16 protein-coding genes are annotated in these 18,627 nt (G+C 61.4%); 5 read left to right on the forward strand and 11 right to left on the reverse strand.

Annotated features, from left to right (window positions below):
* Positions 1 to 18: 18 nt before the first annotated feature.
* From PUT78_RS08560 to PUT78_RS08610, 11 genes are all read right to left on the reverse strand, one after another.
* Entirely contained in the window at positions 19 to 765 is a 747-nt protein-coding gene (locus tag PUT78_RS08560; RefSeq protein WP_274351840.1) for an energy-coupling factor transporter transmembrane component T family protein, read from the reverse strand.
* Entirely contained in the window at positions 758 to 1,381 is a 624-nt protein-coding gene (cbiM, locus tag PUT78_RS08565; RefSeq protein WP_274351841.1) for a cobalt transporter CbiM, read from the reverse strand. The genes PUT78_RS08560 and cbiM overlap by 8 nt, the downstream gene beginning before the upstream one ends.
* A complete protein-coding gene (locus PUT78_RS08570; protein WP_274351842.1) occupies positions 1,368 to 1,832 on the reverse strand; it encodes a carboxypeptidase-like regulatory domain-containing protein in 465 nt (154 codons plus the stop codon). Before PUT78_RS08570 ends, cbiM begins: the two co-directional genes overlap by 14 nt.
* 457 nt (positions 1,833 to 2,289) lie before the next feature.
* Positions 2,290 to 3,777: a mannitol dehydrogenase family protein gene (locus PUT78_RS08575; RefSeq protein ID WP_274351843.1), complete on the reverse strand. Its 1,488-nt coding sequence runs from the start codon at positions 3,775 to 3,777 to the stop codon at positions 2,290 to 2,292.
* Positions 3,765 to 4,538: an L-iditol 2-dehydrogenase gene (locus PUT78_RS08580; RefSeq protein WP_274351844.1), complete on the reverse strand. Its 774-nt coding sequence runs from the start codon at positions 4,536 to 4,538 to the stop codon at positions 3,765 to 3,767. The genes PUT78_RS08575 and PUT78_RS08580 overlap by 13 nt, the downstream gene beginning before the upstream one ends.
* Positions 4,535 to 5,539 (reverse strand): ABC transporter ATP-binding protein, encoded by a 1,005-nt coding sequence (locus PUT78_RS08585; protein ID WP_274351845.1) that lies wholly within the window; start codon positions 5,537 to 5,539, stop codon positions 4,535 to 4,537. The genes PUT78_RS08580 and PUT78_RS08585 overlap by 4 nt, the downstream gene beginning before the upstream one ends.
* A gap of 11 nt (positions 5,540 to 5,550) precedes the next feature.
* On the reverse strand, positions 5,551 to 6,381 hold the full coding sequence (locus PUT78_RS08590; protein ID WP_274351846.1) for a carbohydrate ABC transporter permease: 831 nt from the start codon (positions 6,379 to 6,381) through the stop codon (positions 5,551 to 5,553).
* Between the two features lie 10 nt (positions 6,382 to 6,391).
* Positions 6,392 to 7,258 (reverse strand): carbohydrate ABC transporter permease, encoded by an 867-nt coding sequence (locus tag PUT78_RS08595; protein WP_274351847.1) that lies wholly within the window; start codon positions 7,256 to 7,258, stop codon positions 6,392 to 6,394.
* Between the two features lie 111 nt (positions 7,259 to 7,369).
* Positions 7,370 to 8,683 carry an ABC transporter substrate-binding protein gene (locus PUT78_RS08600; RefSeq protein ID WP_274351848.1) on the reverse strand — a complete coding sequence of 438 codons (1,314 nt, stop codon included), beginning with the start codon at positions 8,681 to 8,683 and terminating at the stop codon, positions 7,370 to 7,372.
* Positions 8,684 to 8,774: 91 nt separating this feature from the next.
* A complete protein-coding gene (locus tag PUT78_RS08605) occupies positions 8,775 to 9,797 on the reverse strand; it encodes a LacI family DNA-binding transcriptional regulator (RefSeq protein WP_274351849.1) in 1,023 nt (340 codons plus the stop codon).
* 146 nt (positions 9,798 to 9,943) lie between these two features.
* Complete coding sequence (locus PUT78_RS08610; protein WP_274351850.1) at positions 9,944 to 10,828, reverse strand: LysR family transcriptional regulator; 885 nt, start codon at positions 10,826 to 10,828, stop codon at positions 9,944 to 9,946.
* A gap of 99 nt (positions 10,829 to 10,927) precedes the next feature.
* Here PUT78_RS08610 and PUT78_RS08615 point away from each other — a divergent pair, with 99 nt between their 5' ends.
* The 5 genes from PUT78_RS08615 (at position 10,928) to PUT78_RS08635 (ending at position 18,588) form a co-directional block, all read left to right on the forward strand.
* Positions 10,928 to 12,493 (forward strand): proton-conducting transporter transmembrane domain-containing protein, encoded by a 1,566-nt coding sequence (locus tag PUT78_RS08615; RefSeq protein ID WP_274351851.1) that lies wholly within the window; start codon positions 10,928 to 10,930, stop codon positions 12,491 to 12,493.
* A 31-nt stretch (positions 12,494 to 12,524) separates the two neighbouring features.
* On the forward strand, positions 12,525 to 14,882 hold the full coding sequence (locus tag PUT78_RS08620) for a YbcC family protein (RefSeq protein WP_274351852.1): 2,358 nt from the start codon (positions 12,525 to 12,527) through the stop codon (positions 14,880 to 14,882).
* Between the two features lie 82 nt (positions 14,883 to 14,964).
* Positions 14,965 to 16,776 carry an aminopeptidase P family protein gene (locus PUT78_RS08625; protein WP_274351853.1) on the forward strand — a complete coding sequence of 604 codons (1,812 nt, stop codon included), beginning with the start codon at positions 14,965 to 14,967 and terminating at the stop codon, positions 16,774 to 16,776.
* A 94-nt stretch (positions 16,777 to 16,870) separates the two neighbouring features.
* Positions 16,871 to 17,212, forward strand: a complete 342-nt coding sequence (locus PUT78_RS08630) for a DUF427 domain-containing protein (protein WP_274351854.1) — start codon at positions 16,871 to 16,873, stop codon at positions 17,210 to 17,212.
* Positions 17,209 to 18,588, forward strand: a complete 1,380-nt coding sequence (locus PUT78_RS08635; RefSeq protein ID WP_274351855.1) for an FAD-binding oxidoreductase — start codon at positions 17,209 to 17,211, stop codon at positions 18,586 to 18,588. The genes PUT78_RS08630 and PUT78_RS08635 overlap by 4 nt, the downstream gene beginning before the upstream one ends.
* Positions 18,589 to 18,627: the final 39 nt, after the last annotated feature.

Raw genomic sequence — 18,627 nt, forward strand, 5'->3', positions numbered from 1 at the left:
GTGTTGGCCTGTCCCCGTTCATATTGCGCGATCCAGCAGCACAAGCGCAACGCCCCCCGCCGCGACAAGAACCATGCCCCAGCGCGCGCGCGCGGCAAGCGGCGGCAGGGACTGCGCCACCCCGGCACCATAGCCACGCAGGCGCATCGCGGCCCATAGTCGTTCGGCGCGTCTGTGGCTTCGGATCAGCACAGCGGCCAGAATCACGCCATAATCGGACAACCCGCGCCAGCCCCCCTTGCCGCCGCGCAAGCGCCGCGCCAGCATTGCGCGCGCCAGTTCAGCGCGCAATTCGTCCAGATAGCGCAGCGTCAGCAGCGCAAGATCGGCCATCAGCGTCGGTACCCCCAGCGCACGCGCGCCAGCCACCAACCGGAAGGGCGGCAACGGGGTCAGAAATGCCAGTGTGACCGTCACAATCGCCAGCAGCCGCCCGCCGATCAGCAGTCCCGCCGCCAGCCCTTCGGCATGCCAGCGCAGCGGGCCGAATTGCCACAGCACCTGATCGCCCGTCACAAATGGCAGGATCAGTACAACCCCCAGGGCCAGCACCCCTGCCCCGCGCAACCGCCGCAAGACCACGCCCACGGCCGCACCCGACAGCGCCAGCACAGCCAGTGCGACCATACCAAGCACGGGCAGCAGCATGACATTGCCGACAGCCGCGAATGCAAACGCCAGTATCAGCGCCATGACCAGCCTTGCGCGCGGGTCAGGTTGCACCGGTGGCCGCACGTCCGGGCCAGTGGCAACACAATCAGACATGCGGCACCAACCCCGGTTCCACCCGGCGCAGCACCCGCATAAGCGCCAGTACAATCACCCCTTCGGCCAGAACCAGTGGCAGATGCGCCAGCAAAAACGCCCTGATCGCCAGCGATTCAGCCCCTGAATCCAGCGCAACCGGCAGGCCCGCAAGCACGATCGCGGCGAAAACCGCCAGCCCCAGGACCACCGCGCCACTGCCCGCAACCAGCGCAGCCATATCCGGCCAGCGCCGCCCCGCCAGTTGCCAGAATCCGAAAGCCAGCAGCGCGGGCAGTCCTACAATAACTCCGTTCAGCCCCAGCGTGGTTAAGCCGCCATGGCCAAACAGCACCGCCTGCAAAAACAGCCCCACCATGATTGCGGGCATGGCAAACCAGCCCAGCATCACCCCCATCAGCCCCGACAGCATCAGATGCACCGATGTCGGCGGCACCGGAATGGCGACAAGCGCTGCCGCGAAAAACACTGTCGTCAGCATGGCCGCGCGCGGGATTGCCGCGCGCGGGTCGGGCTGGCGGTTCAACTGCGACAGCGCAAGCGCGGTCAACACGCCACTTGCCGCATAGCCCGCAAGCGCGAATTCAACCGGAACAATCCCGTCAGGCAAATGCATCCGGCCTGCCTTTTTTGCGCCACGCAAACAGCGCTGTGCCCAATGCCCCCCACGCTACAAGTGCAATCATCACGGCGCGTTGCAGCCATGTGCCCTGTGCGGATGTGACCATGATCACGGGTTCCCCTGCGCCAATATCTATATGGGCCACGACGCCATGCCCGGCCTGACGTACCTGCACAGTCCAACGCCCGGCAATATCATCCGGTATGAAATCAAAATGCCCGTCGCGATCTGTGACCCCGCGCCCCCAGACTTCGGATGGCGCATCGGGCGCATGAATGATGACCTGCGCCTGCGCCATCGGCGCGCCCGTGTCATAATGCGCATGCAGACGAATGGCCTGTACTGATTGTGCATGTATCTGCGTGGCATGCGACAGCGCAGATTGCGGGGCCAGAAGCGCCGCCATGCCAAGCGCGATCCCCACCAGATTCCAGCGCAGTGACATGACACTACCGTTCACCCACACGGCCCGGATACAACCCTGCACGCGAAATTTTCCGCCATCGGCACCTGTCCGGTCGCGGGGCATTACCTTTTGCAGGGGGGGAGAGATGCTGCATTGGTCATGATGACACGGATTGAACCACCCCTCGCACATTCGCCAGCAGCGGTGAACAAGGCAAGCCGCCCGCTTTCCAGCCTTGCGCAATGGCGCAAACCCCGCATATGCAGGCAGGGTAAGGAAAGCTGGTTCCATGGGGCGCTCCGCAATCGTATGATTATTCTGTACTTTCATCATACGCCGCCCGGAAACACTGTCAACCGCCGCCAGTCGTCGCTGCGGCATCCCGGCGGACGGCTGATCAGATGGCGGGATTTCCCAGCGGCGCGGCATATATTTCCAATGATCGTTTCATGCCGGAAACGACCAACCTTGCGGCACCCGCGGACCTGACTGCGATTTATGCAGTCACATAGCGCAGATAGTGCGCAAGGCTCGCCTCTACACCGTCGGCGTTTATCCGGCGCAACCAGTCGCAGAACGCATCTGCGAAACGGGGATGCCCGGCCAGGTCGCCATAATACTGGCGCTGTTCCAGCCACAGATGCGGATTCTGTGCTGCCGCGCGCGCCACGTTTTGCAGCACGGTCCAGTGCGGATCATTGGCGTCAATCACGCTGCCATCCTCGCGGGTGCCTGCGCAATAGCGTGCCCAAAGCGCGGAAACCAGCGCCAGCCCTGTGACCGGTGTGCCTTGGCGCAACCCGTCGCGGATGGACGGCACAATGAATCCCGGATGGCGGCTGGACCCGTCAAAGGCCACGCGGCGGGTGGTATCCGCAATTTCGGGATTGGCAAAGCGACGTTCGATCTGGTCCAGATAATCCAGCGGTGTGACACCCGGCACCGGCGCGACATGCGGCGCGATTTCGTCGCGCACCACGCGGTGCAGAAACGCGCGAACGCCGTCATGCGCCATGGTCTGCGCAATGGTTGTCAGACCCAGCAATTCACCGGGATCCGCTATCACCTGATGCCCGCCATTCAGGATGCGGATTTTCATCGCCTCATAGGCATGGACATTATCGGTGAATGTCACGCCCGCGCGGTCCCAGTCAGGGCGGCCTGCGCAGAAATCATCCTCTATCACCCATTGGCGGAAATTTTCATGGGTGACGGGGGCGGTGTCATCAATGCCGAAACCATGGGCCAGCGTAATTTCACGCGGGCCGGTGGCGGGCACGATACAGTCCACCATGGCATTGGGAAAGCTGCACTGCGCATCAATCCAGTCCGCCAGTTCAGGGTCGGACAGACGCGCCAGTGACACCACAGTCTGGCGCAACACGGCCCCGTTGCCTTGCAGGTTGTCACAGCACAGCCCGGTAAACGGCCCATCCCCACGACCACGCCGCAAGCGCAGCGCCGCAACCATGGCCCCGAACGCGGTACGCGGGTGGTCCGGGTTGGCGGCATCATGCACTATATCAGGATGGGTGCTGTCAAAACCGCCGCTGGCAGGATCGATGAAATACCCCCCTTCGGTCACGGTCAGTGCAACGATACGGATTGCGGGGTCCGCCATCTGCGCGATCAGCGCGGCGTTATCGGGCTGCACCGGCAGGAAGCCGATCATTGCGCCTGTCACTTCGGCGGATTTGCCGGACGGGTCCAGCTCGATCAGCGTGCTTAAACAATCCTGCGCCAACAGCTTTTCACGCATCGCCGCGTCGCCGGGGCGCACGCCAGCGCCAAGTATCGCCCAGTCATGGCACATCCCCATGTCGAACAGCCGGTGCAGATACCATGCCTGATGCGCGCGGTGAAAATTGCCCAGCCCGATATGCACGATACCGGCGGACAGATCAGCGCGGCTGTAACGCGGCACCCGCACAGTGGCAGGCAGGCGGTCAAGCGTGGCCAGCGACAGGGGCGTCAGCTCATCCATTGGCCACCATCTACGTTATAGGTCTGCGCCACGATATAATCGGCATCGGATGATGCCAGAAACACCGCCATGCCGGTCAGGTCTTCGGCCACGCCCATGCGCCCATATGGCACAGCCGCACCCACTTCGCGCTTTTTCTGGCCCGGTGCCTTGTTTTCGTATTTCGCAAAGAATGCATCCACCCCGTCCCAATGTTCACCATCCACAACACCCGGCGCGATGGCATTCACGTTGATGCCATGCCCAATCAGGTTCAGCCCCGCCGATTGCGTCAGGCTGATGATGGCGGCCTTGGTCGCGCAGTAAACACCCACCAGCGCTTCGCCGCGCCGACCTGCCTGTGATGCCATGTTGATGATCTTGCCACCCTGCCCGCGCGCAATCATGTGCCGCGCCACGGCCTGCAACGTGAACAGCGTGCCCGCCACATTGATGTCAAAGCAGCGCGCGTAATCTTCGCGCGCAATCTCCGTGATAGGGGCCGCGGTGAAGATGGCGGCGTTATTGATCAGAATGTCAATCTGGCCGAAATGCGCGATTGTTGCATCCACCGCCGCATCGATGCTGGTCTGGCTTGTGACGTCCATGTCCACGGCAAAGGCCGCATCGCCCAGACGCGCGGCTTCATCACCTGCGCGTGCGGTGTCGATATCTGCAATCGCCACGCGCGCCCCTTCGCGGATATAGGCCTGCGCGAAGGCCAGCCCGATGCCGCGCGCGGCCCCTGTGATCAGCGCGGTTTTTCCAGCAAGTCGTGTCATGCGATCCGAAGTCCCTGTTCGTCAAAGCGGTGAATGACATCGGCGCGCGGTGTCATGTGAATGCGGTCGCCATGGCGAAAACCCACTTCGCCATCGGCGCGCACGGTAATCGTGTCGGCCAGACCAGTCTGATGCACGTGAAAAAACGTGTCCGACCCCAGATGTTCGGACACGGCCACCACGCCCGACCATTCCCCGTCTGTGGCGGAAACGCTGATATGTTCGGGACGGACACCAATTGTATGGGCGTCATGTTTCGCGGCCTCGGCCCCTGCGATCAGGTTCATCTTGGGTGATCCGATGAAACCCGCCACGAACAGGTTGCGCGGCGCGTGGTACAGATCCAGCGGACTGCCGACCTGTTCAATGAACCCTGCGCGCAGCACCACAATCTTGTCGGCCATGGTCATGGCTTCAACCTGATCATGGGTCACATAGATCATGGTGGTTTTCAGCCGTTTGTGCAGTTCGGAAATTTCCAGCCGCATGCCCACGCGCAGCGCCGCATCAAGGTTGGACAGCGGTTCGTCGAACAGGAATGCCGCCGGTTCGCGCACGATGGCGCGGCCAATGGCCACGCGCTGGCGCTGCCCGCCTGACAACTGCCCCGGGCGGCGGTCCAGATAGTCGGTCAGGTTCAGTACCGAAGCCGCCAGATCCACGCGCCGGTCCTGTTCCGCCTTGTCCATACCCGCCATGCGCAGCGGAAAGGCGATATTCTTGCGCACCGACATATGCGGATAAAGCGCATAGGACTGAAACACCATCGCCAGCCCGCGCTTCGCCGGGGAAATGCTTGTCGCATCCTCTCCGTCAATGCGGATGGCACCGGATGTCACGTCTTCCAGCCCCGCGATCAGGCGCAGCAGCGTGGATTTACCGCAGCCCGATGGGCCGACAAATACCGCGAATTCGCCATCCTCGATGGTCAGATCCAGCGGCGGAATGACCGTCACATCGCCGAAGCTTTTGGTCACCTGGTCAAGAACAATGCGTCCCATGTCATCTATCCTTATTTCACCGCGCCAAATGTCAGGCCGCGCACAAGTTGCTTCTGGCTGAACCAGCCAAGGATCAGGATCGGCGCAATGGCCATGGTCGATGCCGCCGAGAGTTTGGCGTAAAACAACCCTTCCGGGCTGGAATAGCTGGCAATGAAGGCGGTCAGGGGGGCGGCCTTGGCAGCGGTCAGGTTCAATGTCCAGAACGCTTCATTCCAGGCCAGGATCACGTTCAGAAGCACCGTGGACGCAATGCCAGGCAGCGCCATGGGCGTCAGTACATACAGGATTTCCTCGCGCAGGCCTGCCCCGTCCATGCGCGCCGCTTCCAGAATTTCACCGGGGATTTCCTTGAAATAGGTATACAGCATCCAGACCATGATCGGCAGGTTGATGAACATCAACACAACAGTCAGCCCGATGCGCGTGTCAAGAAGCCCGAACCTGATGAATATCAGATAGATCGGGTACAGCACCCCCACTGCGGGCAGCATCTTGGTGGACAGCATCCACAGCAGAATATCCTTGGTGCGTTTTGACGGCACGAAAGCCATGGACCATGCCGCCGGAATGGCGATCAGCAAACCCATAAAGGTGGATCCGCCTGCGATGATGATCGAATTCCACAGGAAACGGCTGTAATCGGACCGTTCCTGCACCACGCGGTAATTGTCCAGCGTCCAGTCAAAGAAGAACCATACGGGCGGGTCTGCAATGGCAGTCGCTTCGGTCTTGAAGCTGGTCAGGATGGTCCACATGATCGGAAAGAAGATCAGCAGACCCACCATCCATGCAAATGTGGTGTTGATGATCTTGCGTTGAGTGGTGACGGCGCGGGCCATGATGTCCTCCTCACCTGTCCAGATTTTTGCCAACGATGCGCATCAGGAACAGCGCAAGGATATTGGCCAGAATGATTGCATAAACCCCACCAGCGGACCCCAGCCCCACATTCTGGCTTTCCAGCACACGCTGGAAGATCAGATAGGTAAGTGTGCGGGTGCCGAACGCGCCCTGGGTGGTCACGAATATCTCGGCGAAGATGGCCAGCAGGAAAATGGTCTGGATCAGCACGACAATGGTGATTGCGCGCGCCAGATGCGGCAAGGTGATATAAATGAAGCGCGACAAGGGCGGCGCCCCGTCCATTTCTGCGGCTTCCAGTTGTTCACTGTCCAGCGACTGGATGGCGGTCAGCAGGATCAATGTGGCGAAGGGCAACCATTGCCAGGACACGATCAGAATGATCGATGGCATTGACGCCTCTGACAGCCATGACACCGGGGTTGCCCCGAAGAACCGCCATAAATGTGCAAACAGCCCGTTCACAGGGTCCATGAACATGTTTTTCCACACCAGCGCGGACACAGTGGGCATGACAAAAAACGGCGCGATCACCAGAATGCGGACAATCCCCTGCCCCCACATCGGCTGGTCCAGCAGAATGGCCAGCAACACGCCCAGCACGACCGTTATCAACAGCACGCCGCCCACAATCATCAGTGTGGACTGGACTGCGGGCCAGAACGCGCTGGAACTTACGAACCGGACATAGTTTTCAAACCCTACCCAGCCAAGATCGCCGCCGCGCATGGGCAGATAGCGCTTGAAGGAAAAAATCACCGTCATCGTCAGCGGCACCAGCATCCAGCCCAGAAGCAGGATGACTGCGGGGGCCAGCATCAGGCGCGCGGCGGCTCTGGAAGCCTTGGTTGCCATGGTCATATCTCCGCCATGGGCGGCAGGGCGCCGCCGAAGGAATGGTCAGGTCATGGAAGCTGTTGGTCTGGGGGCGGCACGGATGCCGCCCCCGACCGCAGGAGGAAAGCGTCAGTAGCCAGCGGATTCCATCGCGTCTGTGGTCAGGGCCTGTGCCCGTTCCAGCGCCGCTTCGACCGATTGCTGGCCCGCCAGCGCATTGGCGAATTCCTGACCGACTTCGGTTGCGAAACCGGCAAATTCAGGAATGGCAACAAACTGCACACCAGTATAGGGAACCGAGTCAACTGTCGGTTGTATCGGGTCGGCCGAATTGATCGAACGCAGCGTCATTTCCGCAAAACTCGCAGCTTCCAGATATTCCGGATTCTCATAAAGCGAAGTGCGCGTTCCCGGCGGCACATTCGCCCAGCCTTCGTTTTCGGCGACAAGGGCTGTGTATTCCTTGCTGGTCGCCCATGCGATAAAGGCTTTTGCCGCATCGGTCTGCTGCGAACCGGCAGGAACCGCCAGCGACCATGCCCACAACCAGTTGCCACGCTTGCCCAACCCGTTATCGGGGGCCAGAGCAAAACCGACCTGATCAGCCACAGTGGAATCATTGGGATTGGTAACGAAACTTGCGGCAACGGTTGCATCAATCCACATGCCGCAACGGCCTTGTTGAAACAGCGACAGGTTTTCGTTGAACCCGTTATTCGCCGCGCCGGGTGGGCCGTATTCGCCCATCATATCCATGTAGAAATTCAGCGTATTGGCCCATTCTTCGCTGTCGAACTGGGCGTTCCAGTCGTCATCGAACCAACGCGCGCCGAAGCTGTTGGCCATTGCCGTAAGAAAGGCCATATTCTCGCCCCAGCCCGCCTTGCCGCGCAGACAGATGCCATACACATCGCCATCAGTCATGGCGGCCGCTGCTTCGCGGATGAAGTCCCATGTCGGGGCTTCGGGCATGTCCAGTCCGGCAGCTTCCATCAGGTCGGTGCGGTACATCACCATGGAGCTTTCGCCATAAAACGGCGCCGCATAAAGTTCACCATCCACTGTCAGGCCGTCGCGGATGGCCGGCAGCAGGTCATCTGCATCCCATTCGTCAGGCAGATCATTCAGCGACACCAGCCAGCCATTCTCGCCCCAGATGGGCACTTCATAGGTGCCGATGGTCATGACATCAAACTGGCCGCCACGGGTGGCGATGTCCTGTGTGACACGCTGGCGCAGCACGTTTTCTTCCAGCGTGACCCATTCCAGGGTGATGTCGGGATATTGCGCGTTGAAATCGGCGGTCAGGCCCTGCATGCGGATCATGTCGCCGTTGTTCACAGTGGCAATGGTCACAGTGCCGGACAGTTCCTGTGCATGGCCCGCACTTGCCGCAGCAATGGCCAGCGCACTCGCGATACCGAGTGACGTTCTGAAAGACATCCGTTCTCCTCCCTTGGTTGATTGGATGATGTAGCGCAGGGTAAGTCGAATCGCGCCGCGCAGTCAATATAAATTTTACGCGCGCAAATTTTTATGCAGACGCCCGCATCACCAAACGCCCCTCAAACAAGGTTTCGGAACGTGCCTGCCCGGACCTGCCCCCCTCGATCAGTTCAAACAGAATGCGCGTGCTGCGATTGGACACTGCCTCATAATCCTGTGCCACAGTGGTCAGGGGCGGACAGGTGAAACGTGAAAACGGGTGGTCATCAATTCCGGCCACGCGCAGCGCGCAACCCGCCGCATGCCCCACCCGCAAGCCACGTTCATAGCACGCTGTCAGAAACCCGATAGCAAGCCGGTCATTGCTGCACAGCACCGTATCCGTGCTGAGTTGCCCGCTGTCGATGATCTTCAGCGCCCCTTCATAACCGACCTTCTCGAATTCCCAGCCATCCCCCGCCACACGCAGCACCTTCGGGTCATGACCAAGGCGTTCCATGACTGCAATATAGGCATTGCGGCGTTTATTCGCGTTTGGGTTCACCGGCTGCATTTCGAAAAAACAGGGCGGCGCACCCGTGCGGCACAGGTATTCAACAATCTGGTCCACGAATTGCGCATTGTCCGACCCGACGAACGCCTCGCCCACGCCTTCGATATAGCTGTCAAACAGCACTGTCGGCACATCCTTGCAGAATTTCTCTATTCCGGACCTGTCAGACCGCCGCCCCAGTGGGGCCAGCAACACGCCTGCCGGTTTCAGCGACCGCAAGCTGTCCAGAATGTCGATTTCCAGTGCCTGATCGCCATGCGCACTGAACAGAATAGGCCAGAATCCGGATTCAATGCAGCGCCGTTCAATACAACGCGCGATTTCAGCAAAAAACGGGTCCGCCAGATAGGGCACCACAATACCGATATTCTTGGTCAGTTTCCGGTTCTGGTTTACTGCAAAAATATTGGGGCGGTAATCATATTGCGCCAGCGCCTGTTCAATCCGGTCGCGTGTCGTCTTGCGCACGCTTTCCGGGTCATTGAAATATTTTGACACGGTCGGCCGCGATATGCCGGTCAAACGCGCGAATTCTTCCATATTCCTGATTTTCGTCATTGGCACATCTGCATATTTTCCTGTCGGTTCTGATCGTGACTTTGCGCGCACGCTGATTTTTCACGCCGTCAAAAACGGCTTTACACGCGCAAATCATGAAACTTTACAATAGGCGAATATGTCAAGATCGGTCAACCGCCCGACAGTCAACCGCGCTGCGCGTAGTCCAGTACCTGCGCCAGCAGCGGGTTCGGGAAACGCCGTTTGCGGGTTACTGCAAGGAAATATTCGCGCAGCCCCTCCAGTCGCGCGGCGTCGCGCAACATGCCGGACGCCAGTTCATCGGCAACAACAATAGGCGGCAGGACAGCCAGCCCGGCATTCTCGCGCGCAAGAAGGCGCAGCATGGCCATGTCATCCGCTTCTGCGGCGATGACAGGAACGACACCCAGCCGCGCAGTCAAGGCATCGAATCCTGCGCGCAGGGCCGTATCGGGCGCGGGCAGAATCAGTGGCTCGCTGATCAGCAGATCCCGTATCGGGCGGTTTTGCGCGCCAACGCGCGCGGGGGTGCCAATCAGGCTGACAGGTTGTTCGGCCAATGAATCAACCAACCAGGGGCTGCTGGCATCCTGCGCCGGTGGCAGATTTGTCAGGACCACGTCCAGCGCCAGCGTTTCCAGCCCGCGCAGCAATTCCCCCTGCGAACCGGACCGCACCACCACTTCGACATCAGTGCGCCCGATCAGGGGGCGCAGGAACTGCATCTGGAAATTGCGCGACAGCGTGGCAAGCGCCCCCACGCGCAGCGCGCGCCGTGATGTACCGGCCTGTTGCAGCGTCGCGCTCAGGTCATCGGCGGTGCGAAAAATCGCTTCGGCATGGTCCAGCGCGATCTGGCCCGCCTCTGTCAGGTGCAGCCCGCGCCCGCGCCGTTCAAACAGATCATGCCCAAGCGCCGCTTCCAGCGCGCGTATCTGCGTGGACAGCGCCGATTGCGACAGGTTCAACCCCCGCGCGGCCCCGGTCAGGGTGCCATCGGTCGCGACCGCACGGAACAATCGCAGATGATGAAGGTTGATTTGCGCCATTATTTCACAAAACAGAACGAATTAAGCTAAAATATGTAATTTTATAGAAGTTATGCAAGCGGTATCTGCCCACAACACATATTGCACAGGACTTCGCCCATGCTGACGCTTCCGCCACTGACCCTGTTTGCCCCAATTCTGTTGCTGGCAGTGGCGGCATTGGCCGCCAGACATCCGGGCCGCCGTCCGGGCAAATTGCCGCTCTTGGCCGAAGGCGCGGCTTTTGCTGCTGTCCTGCTCGCCCTCGGCGGGGTGGCGCAGCTTTGGGCCAGTGGTCCCGTTACCCTGTCATCCGGTCCTGATGCTGCTCCGCTGTCCTTCCGGCTGGATGCCATCAGCGCAACAATGTCGCTGCTGGTAACTTTTGTGGGCTGGATCGTCACGCGCTATTCCCGCAGCTATCTGGATGGCGAGCACCGCGAAGGTGCGTTTCACGCCCTGATGCTGGTCACACTGGCGGCAGTGCTGGTGCTGGTACAATCCGGCAGCATGGGCGTGCTGGTGCTGGCATCGCTGGCGGTGGGGCAAGGCCTGCGCCGCTTGCTGCTGTTCTATCCCGACCGCGCAGAGGCCCGGCGCGCGGCTGCGAAATTCTCCCTCTGCTGGGGCGTGGGCGATGTCGCGCTGATCGCGGCGGCAGGGCTGCTATGGGGGGCATTCGGCACGACCGACATTGTGGCCCTGGCCGCGCTGGCCGCCACCGCCCCCCTGCCGGTGATGACCGGCTTCGCAGCCGGCCTGCTGGTTCTGGCCGCCGCTGTCAAAACCGCCGCATTCCCCCTGCATGGCTGGCTGACCGAAGTCATGGAAGCGCCCACCCCGGTTTCCGCATTGCTGCATGCAGGTATCATCAATGCGGGCGGATTCATTCTGATCCGTCTGGCACAAGTTATACAGGCCAGCCCCTCCGCCATGGCCGCACTGGTCATGCTGGGCGGGTTCACGGCGCTGTTCGGGGCGATGGTCATGCTGACGCAAAGTTCTGTCAAAACCGGGCTGGCCTGGTCAACTGTGTCGCAGATGGGGTTCTTGTTGTTGCAATGCGGGCTGGGCCTGTGGCCGCTGGCGTTGCTGCATATCGTGGCCCATTCCCTGTATAAGGCACATGCATTCCTGTCGTCCGGGGGCGCTGTTCAGGCAGTTGCTTCAGTGCGCAAACCCGGCCCGGTGGCGGTGCCGGGGGGCAAGGTAGTCATGCGGGCCTTCGCGCTGGCGCTGTTGTTATATGCAGGCGTGGCGACAGGGTTTGCGATGTTGTCCGGACCGAAATCACCACAAGCACTGGCATTGGGCGCAATCCTTATCCTTGGTGTGGCTTATCTTGTTGCACAGGGGTTGGCGGATACCGCGCCAAAAGCCCTGACACTGCGCACGCTTGCTGCGGCATTGGGCGCGGCCATCGCATATTTCGGCTTTCACCTTGGCGCGAGCGCGCTTTGGGGGCCGCATCTGCCCGCGCCTCCGGTTGCAGGGCCGCTGGAATGGGCGCTGATCACGCTGGCGATCATGTCCTTCGGGGTTGTCGCAATCGCGCAGGCGCTGTTTCCGATCTGGGCGCATCACCCCGCAGCGGCAGGACTGCGGGTGCATCTGGCCAATGGCCTGTATCTGAACGCCGTGCTTGACCGGATGATCGGCGGGTTGCGACTGTCGCAGCGCAATTGATTTTTTAACATTTCTACCAAGGAAAACCCGGATGTTCATCAGACATGCAGAAATCAAACCTGCACGCATCGCCGCCCTGCGCAAAGCCGCCGAAGCCGCCGCGCATGCCATCCCGCCCGCCTTTCCACTGGATGCAACCGTTGCTGTCAATCCTTTCATGGGACAAGCCGATCATGACCTGCCAGCCGCGCAGGCCAGACTGGCACGGGTCGCAGGCGTGCGCCTGACGCAGCCGCGCGAAACCTTTGCCGCACAGGTCATGGCAGGCACCATCAGCGACAATGACCTGCGCGCGGCATTGCAGGCCAGCGGCAGCCCGGACAAACCTTCGGATATCACAGCGCAGAAGGCACAGCTTGCCACCCCTGCGCCCCGCGCCCTGCCGCTGCCGACGCTGGCCGGGCTTGCCGCAACATCCGGCGGCACAGACTGGCCCGCCATCATTGCACGGTGTTTCGGGCTTTGGGCTGCGGGGCATTTCGAACGGGGGCAAGCGCTGTGGACACCTGCCCCCGGCCGGGATGCATTCACCGCATGGCGCGAATGGGCCAGCCATGACCTGACCCCCGAAATATCTGGCCTTACGGGGTTTTGTGCCCATGTCGCCGCCGCCCCCGATACGGCTGAACGCGCAATCCTGCGCGCCTGCGATGCGCTGAATATCCCCGATTGCGCCGCTGAAACCCTGTTTCACCGCCTGCTGATGGATCTGGGCGGTTGGGCGCAGCATGCGCGCTGGCTGTTGTGGCAGGCAGAACTTGCAGGCAACACAGACAGCACCGTGACCGACCTTCTGGCCATCCGCCTGATCTGGGAAGAAGCGCTTCTGGCGCATATGCCGGAACTGGCGCAACCTTGGGCACAAACCTGCGCAGCACATTCAACCCCTGTCAGCGCAGGTGCCGACCACATTATCGATGCCATATTCCAGGACGCCGCTGAGCGCGCCTATCAGCGCAAACTGGCCGCGGCACTGACCGGACCGAAGCCGCATGCCGGGCGGGCCACCCTGCAGGCGGCATTCTGTATTGATGTGCGGTCCGAAGTGTTCCGGCGGCAGCTTGAAAGCATTAATAACGAAATAGAAACCATTGGATTTGCAGGATTTTTCGGACTTCCTATCGCACACAAACCCCATGGTACAGATGACATGCAGGCGCATCTGCCGGTTCTGCTGGCCCCTGCGCTGACATCGTGCAGCCATGCCGACCCCGCAGCCGAGCATGGCGCGCGCATTGGCGCGCGCGCTGTCCGCGCATGGGGCAGGTTCCGGCAGGCGGCGGTTTCTTCCTTCGCCTTTGTCGAATCGGCGGGGCCGATCTATGGCTGGAAGCTGCTGAAATCTGCGCTGGCGCGCAGCCCGAAACCCGCACCGCTGGCCCCCGCGCCGCGTTTTGAAACGCCACTTCCGCCCGCAGACAAGGCCCGCATCGCGGCAACAATCCTGCGCGCCATGAGCCTGCAATCGGGCCATGCACGGCTGGTTCTGCTGCTGGGCCATGGCGCGCATGTCACCAACAACCCCCATGCCAGCGCCTATCAATGCGGGGCATGTGGCGGCCAGTCGGGCGAGGTGTCGGCACGGCTGCTGGCGCAATTGCTGAACGATCCCGACACGCGCAGCGGATTGCCCGCGCAGGGCATCACCCTGCCCGATGACACGCTGTTCATGGCCGGGCTGCATGACACCACAACCGACACGGTTACGTTGTTTCATGACACGCAAGCCCCCGCACATCAGCACGACATTGCACAGGCGCAGGAATGGCTGGCCCGCGCGAGTACATTGGCGCGCAACGAACGCGCCCCCCGCCTGCCACGCGCCACGGCGGGCAATCTGGCCACCCGCGCGGCCGACTGGGCAGAAACGCGCCCCGAATGGGGGCTGGCAGGCTGCGCGTCCTTTATTGCAGCCCCGCGCGCTGCAACTGCCGGAGCCGATCTTGGCGGGCGGGCGTTTTTGCACAGCTATGACTGGCAGGCAGATCAGGGGTTTTCCACATTGGAACTGATCCTGACCGCGCCGGTTGTGGTGGCAAGCTGGATCAGCCTGCAATATTACGCGTCCTGCGTGGCACCCGAAGCCTTTGGCGGGGGAAACAAACTGATCCATAACGTGGTGGGCGGTATCGGGGTTGTGCAAGGCAATGGCGGTATTCTGCGCCCCGGCCTGCCCTGGCAGGCGGTACATGACGGGCAGGATTTCATCCATACACCCCTGCGGCTATCGGTACTGATCGAAGCGCCCCAGCATGCCATTGCCGATGTGCTGGCCCGGCATGGCGCGGTGCGCGCACTGTTTGACAATGGCTGGCTGCACCTGCTTGCGTTGGAAAACGGGCGCGTTCAGGCACGCTACCGGCCCGGTCTGACATGGGAGGGGGTGTAGCACGCGAATGTGCCCGCCCCATTGACCCCCCTGCGACCCACCACTACCACTAGGCGCACGCACAGTCAGGAGCGCGCGCCACATGTTCCAGAATTACACCGCAACGACCCGCCCCGAAGATGGCCCGCCGCGCCTGCGCGCCTTGCGCCATGCGTTGCAGGGGCACGGGGTGGACGGGTTCATCATTCCCCGCGCCGATGCCCATCAGGGCGAATATGTAGCGTCGTGCGATGAACGACTGGCATGGCTGACCGGGTTCACCGGCTCTGCCGGGTTTTGCATTGTGCTGCCCGACCGCGCGGGACTGTTCGTCGATGGGCGCTACCGTGTGCAGGCAAAGCTGCAATGTGCCCCGGATTTTACCCCGGTCAACTGGCCCGAAACCAAACCGGCGGACTGGTTGTGCGATACCCTGCCCGCAGGTGGTGTTGTCGGGTTTGACCCGTGGCTGCACACCCCGGACGAAATTGACGCGCTGGAAAAGGGGCTGAAGGGCAGCGGCATTTCCCTCCAACGGATGGAAAACCAGATAGACGCCATCTGGAACGACCGTCCTGCCCCGCCATCGGCCCCTGCATATGCCTATCCAGAAGATCTGGCGGGCGCGAGTGCTGCCAGCAAACGCCGACAGGTCGGTGCGGCACTGGCCACCAATGATCAGCGCGCAACAGTGCTGACCCAGCCTGACAGCATTTGCTGGCTGCTGAATATCCGCGGTGCGGACCTGCCGCGCCTGCCGGTTGTTCAGGGCTTCGCGATTGTCCACGACGATGGCCGCGTGGACCTGTTTGCCCCGCCGGAAAAACTGGCGGCGGTAAATTTGGGCAGTGATGTGCAGATCCATCCGTTTGAAGCGTTTGAACCCGCACTGCGCAAGCTGGCGGGACCAGTACAGCTGGACAAGGGGTCCGTGCCGTTGCGGGTGCTGGATATTCTGCGCGACTGCAATACGGCTACCAGTTTCATGCCGGACCCCTGCCAGCAACCCAAAGCCCGCAAGACGCCAGCGGAACTTGCAGGCGCGCGCGCCGCCCATCTGCGCGACGGTGCGGCCATGGTGGAATTTCTGTGCTGGCTGGATGCGCAGGCCGCTGCACTGGTCGCAAGGCCCGACCATGTGTTGACCGAAATCGACATTGCCCGGCATCTGGAATCCTGCCGCCATGCCACTGGTGCACTGCGTGATCTGAGTTTTGACACGATCGCCGGGTCAGGGCCGAATGGCGCGATCGTGCATTACCGCGTGACCGAGGCCAGCAATCGCCGCCTGATCCCCGGTGACCTGATGCTGGTGGATTCGGGCGGGCAATATCTGGACGGCACAACCGACATTACCCGCACCATTGCCATCGGTCCGGTGGGCGGGCTGGAAGCCGCATGTTTCACCCGCGTCCTGCAAGGCATGATCGCCATTTCCCGCGCACGGTTTCCACGCGGCGTGGCGGGCGGGCATCTGGATGCGCTGGCGCGTTATCCGCTGTGGCTGGCGGGGCTGGATTATGACCATGGCACCGGCCACGGCGTCGGCGCATTCCTGTCGGTGCATGAAGGGCCGCAGCGCCTGTCACGTATTTCGCAAGTGCCGCTGGCAGAAGGGATGATCCTGTCCAATGAACCCGGATATTACCGCGAAGGGGAATTTGGCATAAGGATCGAAAACCTTGTGACCGTGCGCATGGACCCCGCCCCCGAAGGGGGCGATCCGCGTGACTGGCTGGCGTTTGAAACCCTGACCCTTGCACCGATTGACACCCGCCTTGTGGTGCCTGACATGCTGAGCGCGGATGAACGCGCGTGGTTGAACCACTATCATGCGCGGGTGGTCACGGCGCTGTCGCCTTTGCTGCCGGAGAATGCGCGCAACTGGCTGGTCGCGGCCTGCAAACCGGTCTGACCCGTCGGAATAAGGACAAATTGCGCACTTTGCCTTCGGGTCAAACCCTGCGATAGTGCGTGTAACAGGGTAAACAATAAGGACACGAAACAACATGATGCGGAATGTCAAAATATATCCGGCCGAAGGAACATGGGTGGTACGCGCCAATGGCGCCGTGATCGGGGAAAGCAACGCAGCGCTGGAACTGATACAGCGCGACTTTCCCTTCGTCATTTATTTCCCGCGCGAAGATATTGCCGCAGCGGTTCTGGAACCCTCTGACCGTGCCCTGATCTGCGATGACCGTGGGGCGGGCGAATTTTACCATCTTTCCAGCCCCGAAGGGCTTTTGCTCAATGCCGCCTATAGCCTGACCGCGCCCAGCGAAGCGGCTGCACAGGTGCAGGGTTATCTGGCCTTTGACGCCGGAAAAGTTACGGTCGAACGGGTATGACCAGCCCGATGCAACCTGCCTTTGACGCGCTGCATGCCCTGTTGGGCGACCGGTTCACCACCGGCACGTCGGACAGGGCGCTGCATGGGCAGTCAGAATCGCATTTCCCTGACATGCCTCCCGATGGCGTGGCCTATCCTGAAACCACCGCAGAGGTTGCGGGCATCGTGTCGATTTGCACCGCGCATGGTCTGCCGGTCATCGGATGGGGGGCGGGCACGTCACTTGAAGGGCATGCGCTTGCACCGCATGGCGGAATTACGGTTGATTTCAGCCGCATGAACCGCGTCCTTCATGTCAGCGCAGAAGATATGCTGGTTGTTGTCCAGCCGGGTGTGACGCGCGAGCAACTGAACGAAGAACTGCGCGCCACTGGCCTGTTCTTTCCGGTGGACCCCGGTGCGAATGCCACCCTCGGGGGGATGGCATCCACGCGGGCATCTGGAACAACAGCTGTGCGCTATGGCACGATGCGTGGAAATGTTCTGGCGCTGGAAGTGGTGCTTGCCGACGGACGCACCCTGCGCACCGGCACGCGCGCACCGAAATCATCTACCGGATATGACCTGACAGCGCTGTTTGTCGGTGCCGAAGGCACGCTTGGGCTGATCACGGAACTGACATTGCGCCTGCAGGGCCAGCCCGAAGCCGTTTCAGCGGCAGTCTGCGCCTTCGACGACATGGAAGCAGCGACGCAAACCGTCATTCTGACCATCCAGTCCGGCATTCCGATGGCGCGGATAGAATTCATAGATGCAACATTCGTCCGCGTTTTCAATGCGCAGAACGGCACGGACATGCCGGAAAAGCCGCATCTGATGGTGGAATTCCACGGCACAACCCAAAGCACGCGCGAACAGGCAGAAAGCTTTGGCGAGATTGTCACAGATATGGGCGGCAGTGCATTTCAGTGGGCCGAACGGCAAGAGGACCGCAACCGCCTGTGGAAAATGCGCCATAACGCCTATTACGCCGCGCGGGCACAGTGGCCCGACGTCCACGCCATGACAACCGATGTCTGCGTGCCGATTTCGAAACTGGCGCAGGCGGTCACGGAAACCGCCAGTGACATTGCACAATCCGGGCTGCCGGGGCCAATTCTGGGGCATGTCGGGGACGGGAATTTTCATGTGCTTCTGCTGCCTGACCGTGACGACCCCGCCCAGATTGCCAAGGCCAATGCATTGGCCCATCGCATGGCCGAACGTGCACTGCGCCTTGGCGGCACGGTCAGTGGGGAACATGGTATCGGCATGGGCAAGCTGAAATACATGGATGCCGAACATGGTGCGGGCTGGGATGTGATGACCACATTGAAAACCGCGCTGGACCCGCAAGGCATAATGAATCCCGGAAAACTGCTGCGCCAGACATGACATAAACAGCGCGGCGCGGGGATTCGACCTTTCCCTTGC

Source organism: Roseinatronobacter alkalisoli (genome assembly GCF_028745735.1).
GTDB classification, from domain to species: domain Bacteria; phylum Pseudomonadota; class Alphaproteobacteria; order Rhodobacterales; family Rhodobacteraceae; genus Roseinatronobacter; species Roseinatronobacter alkalisoli.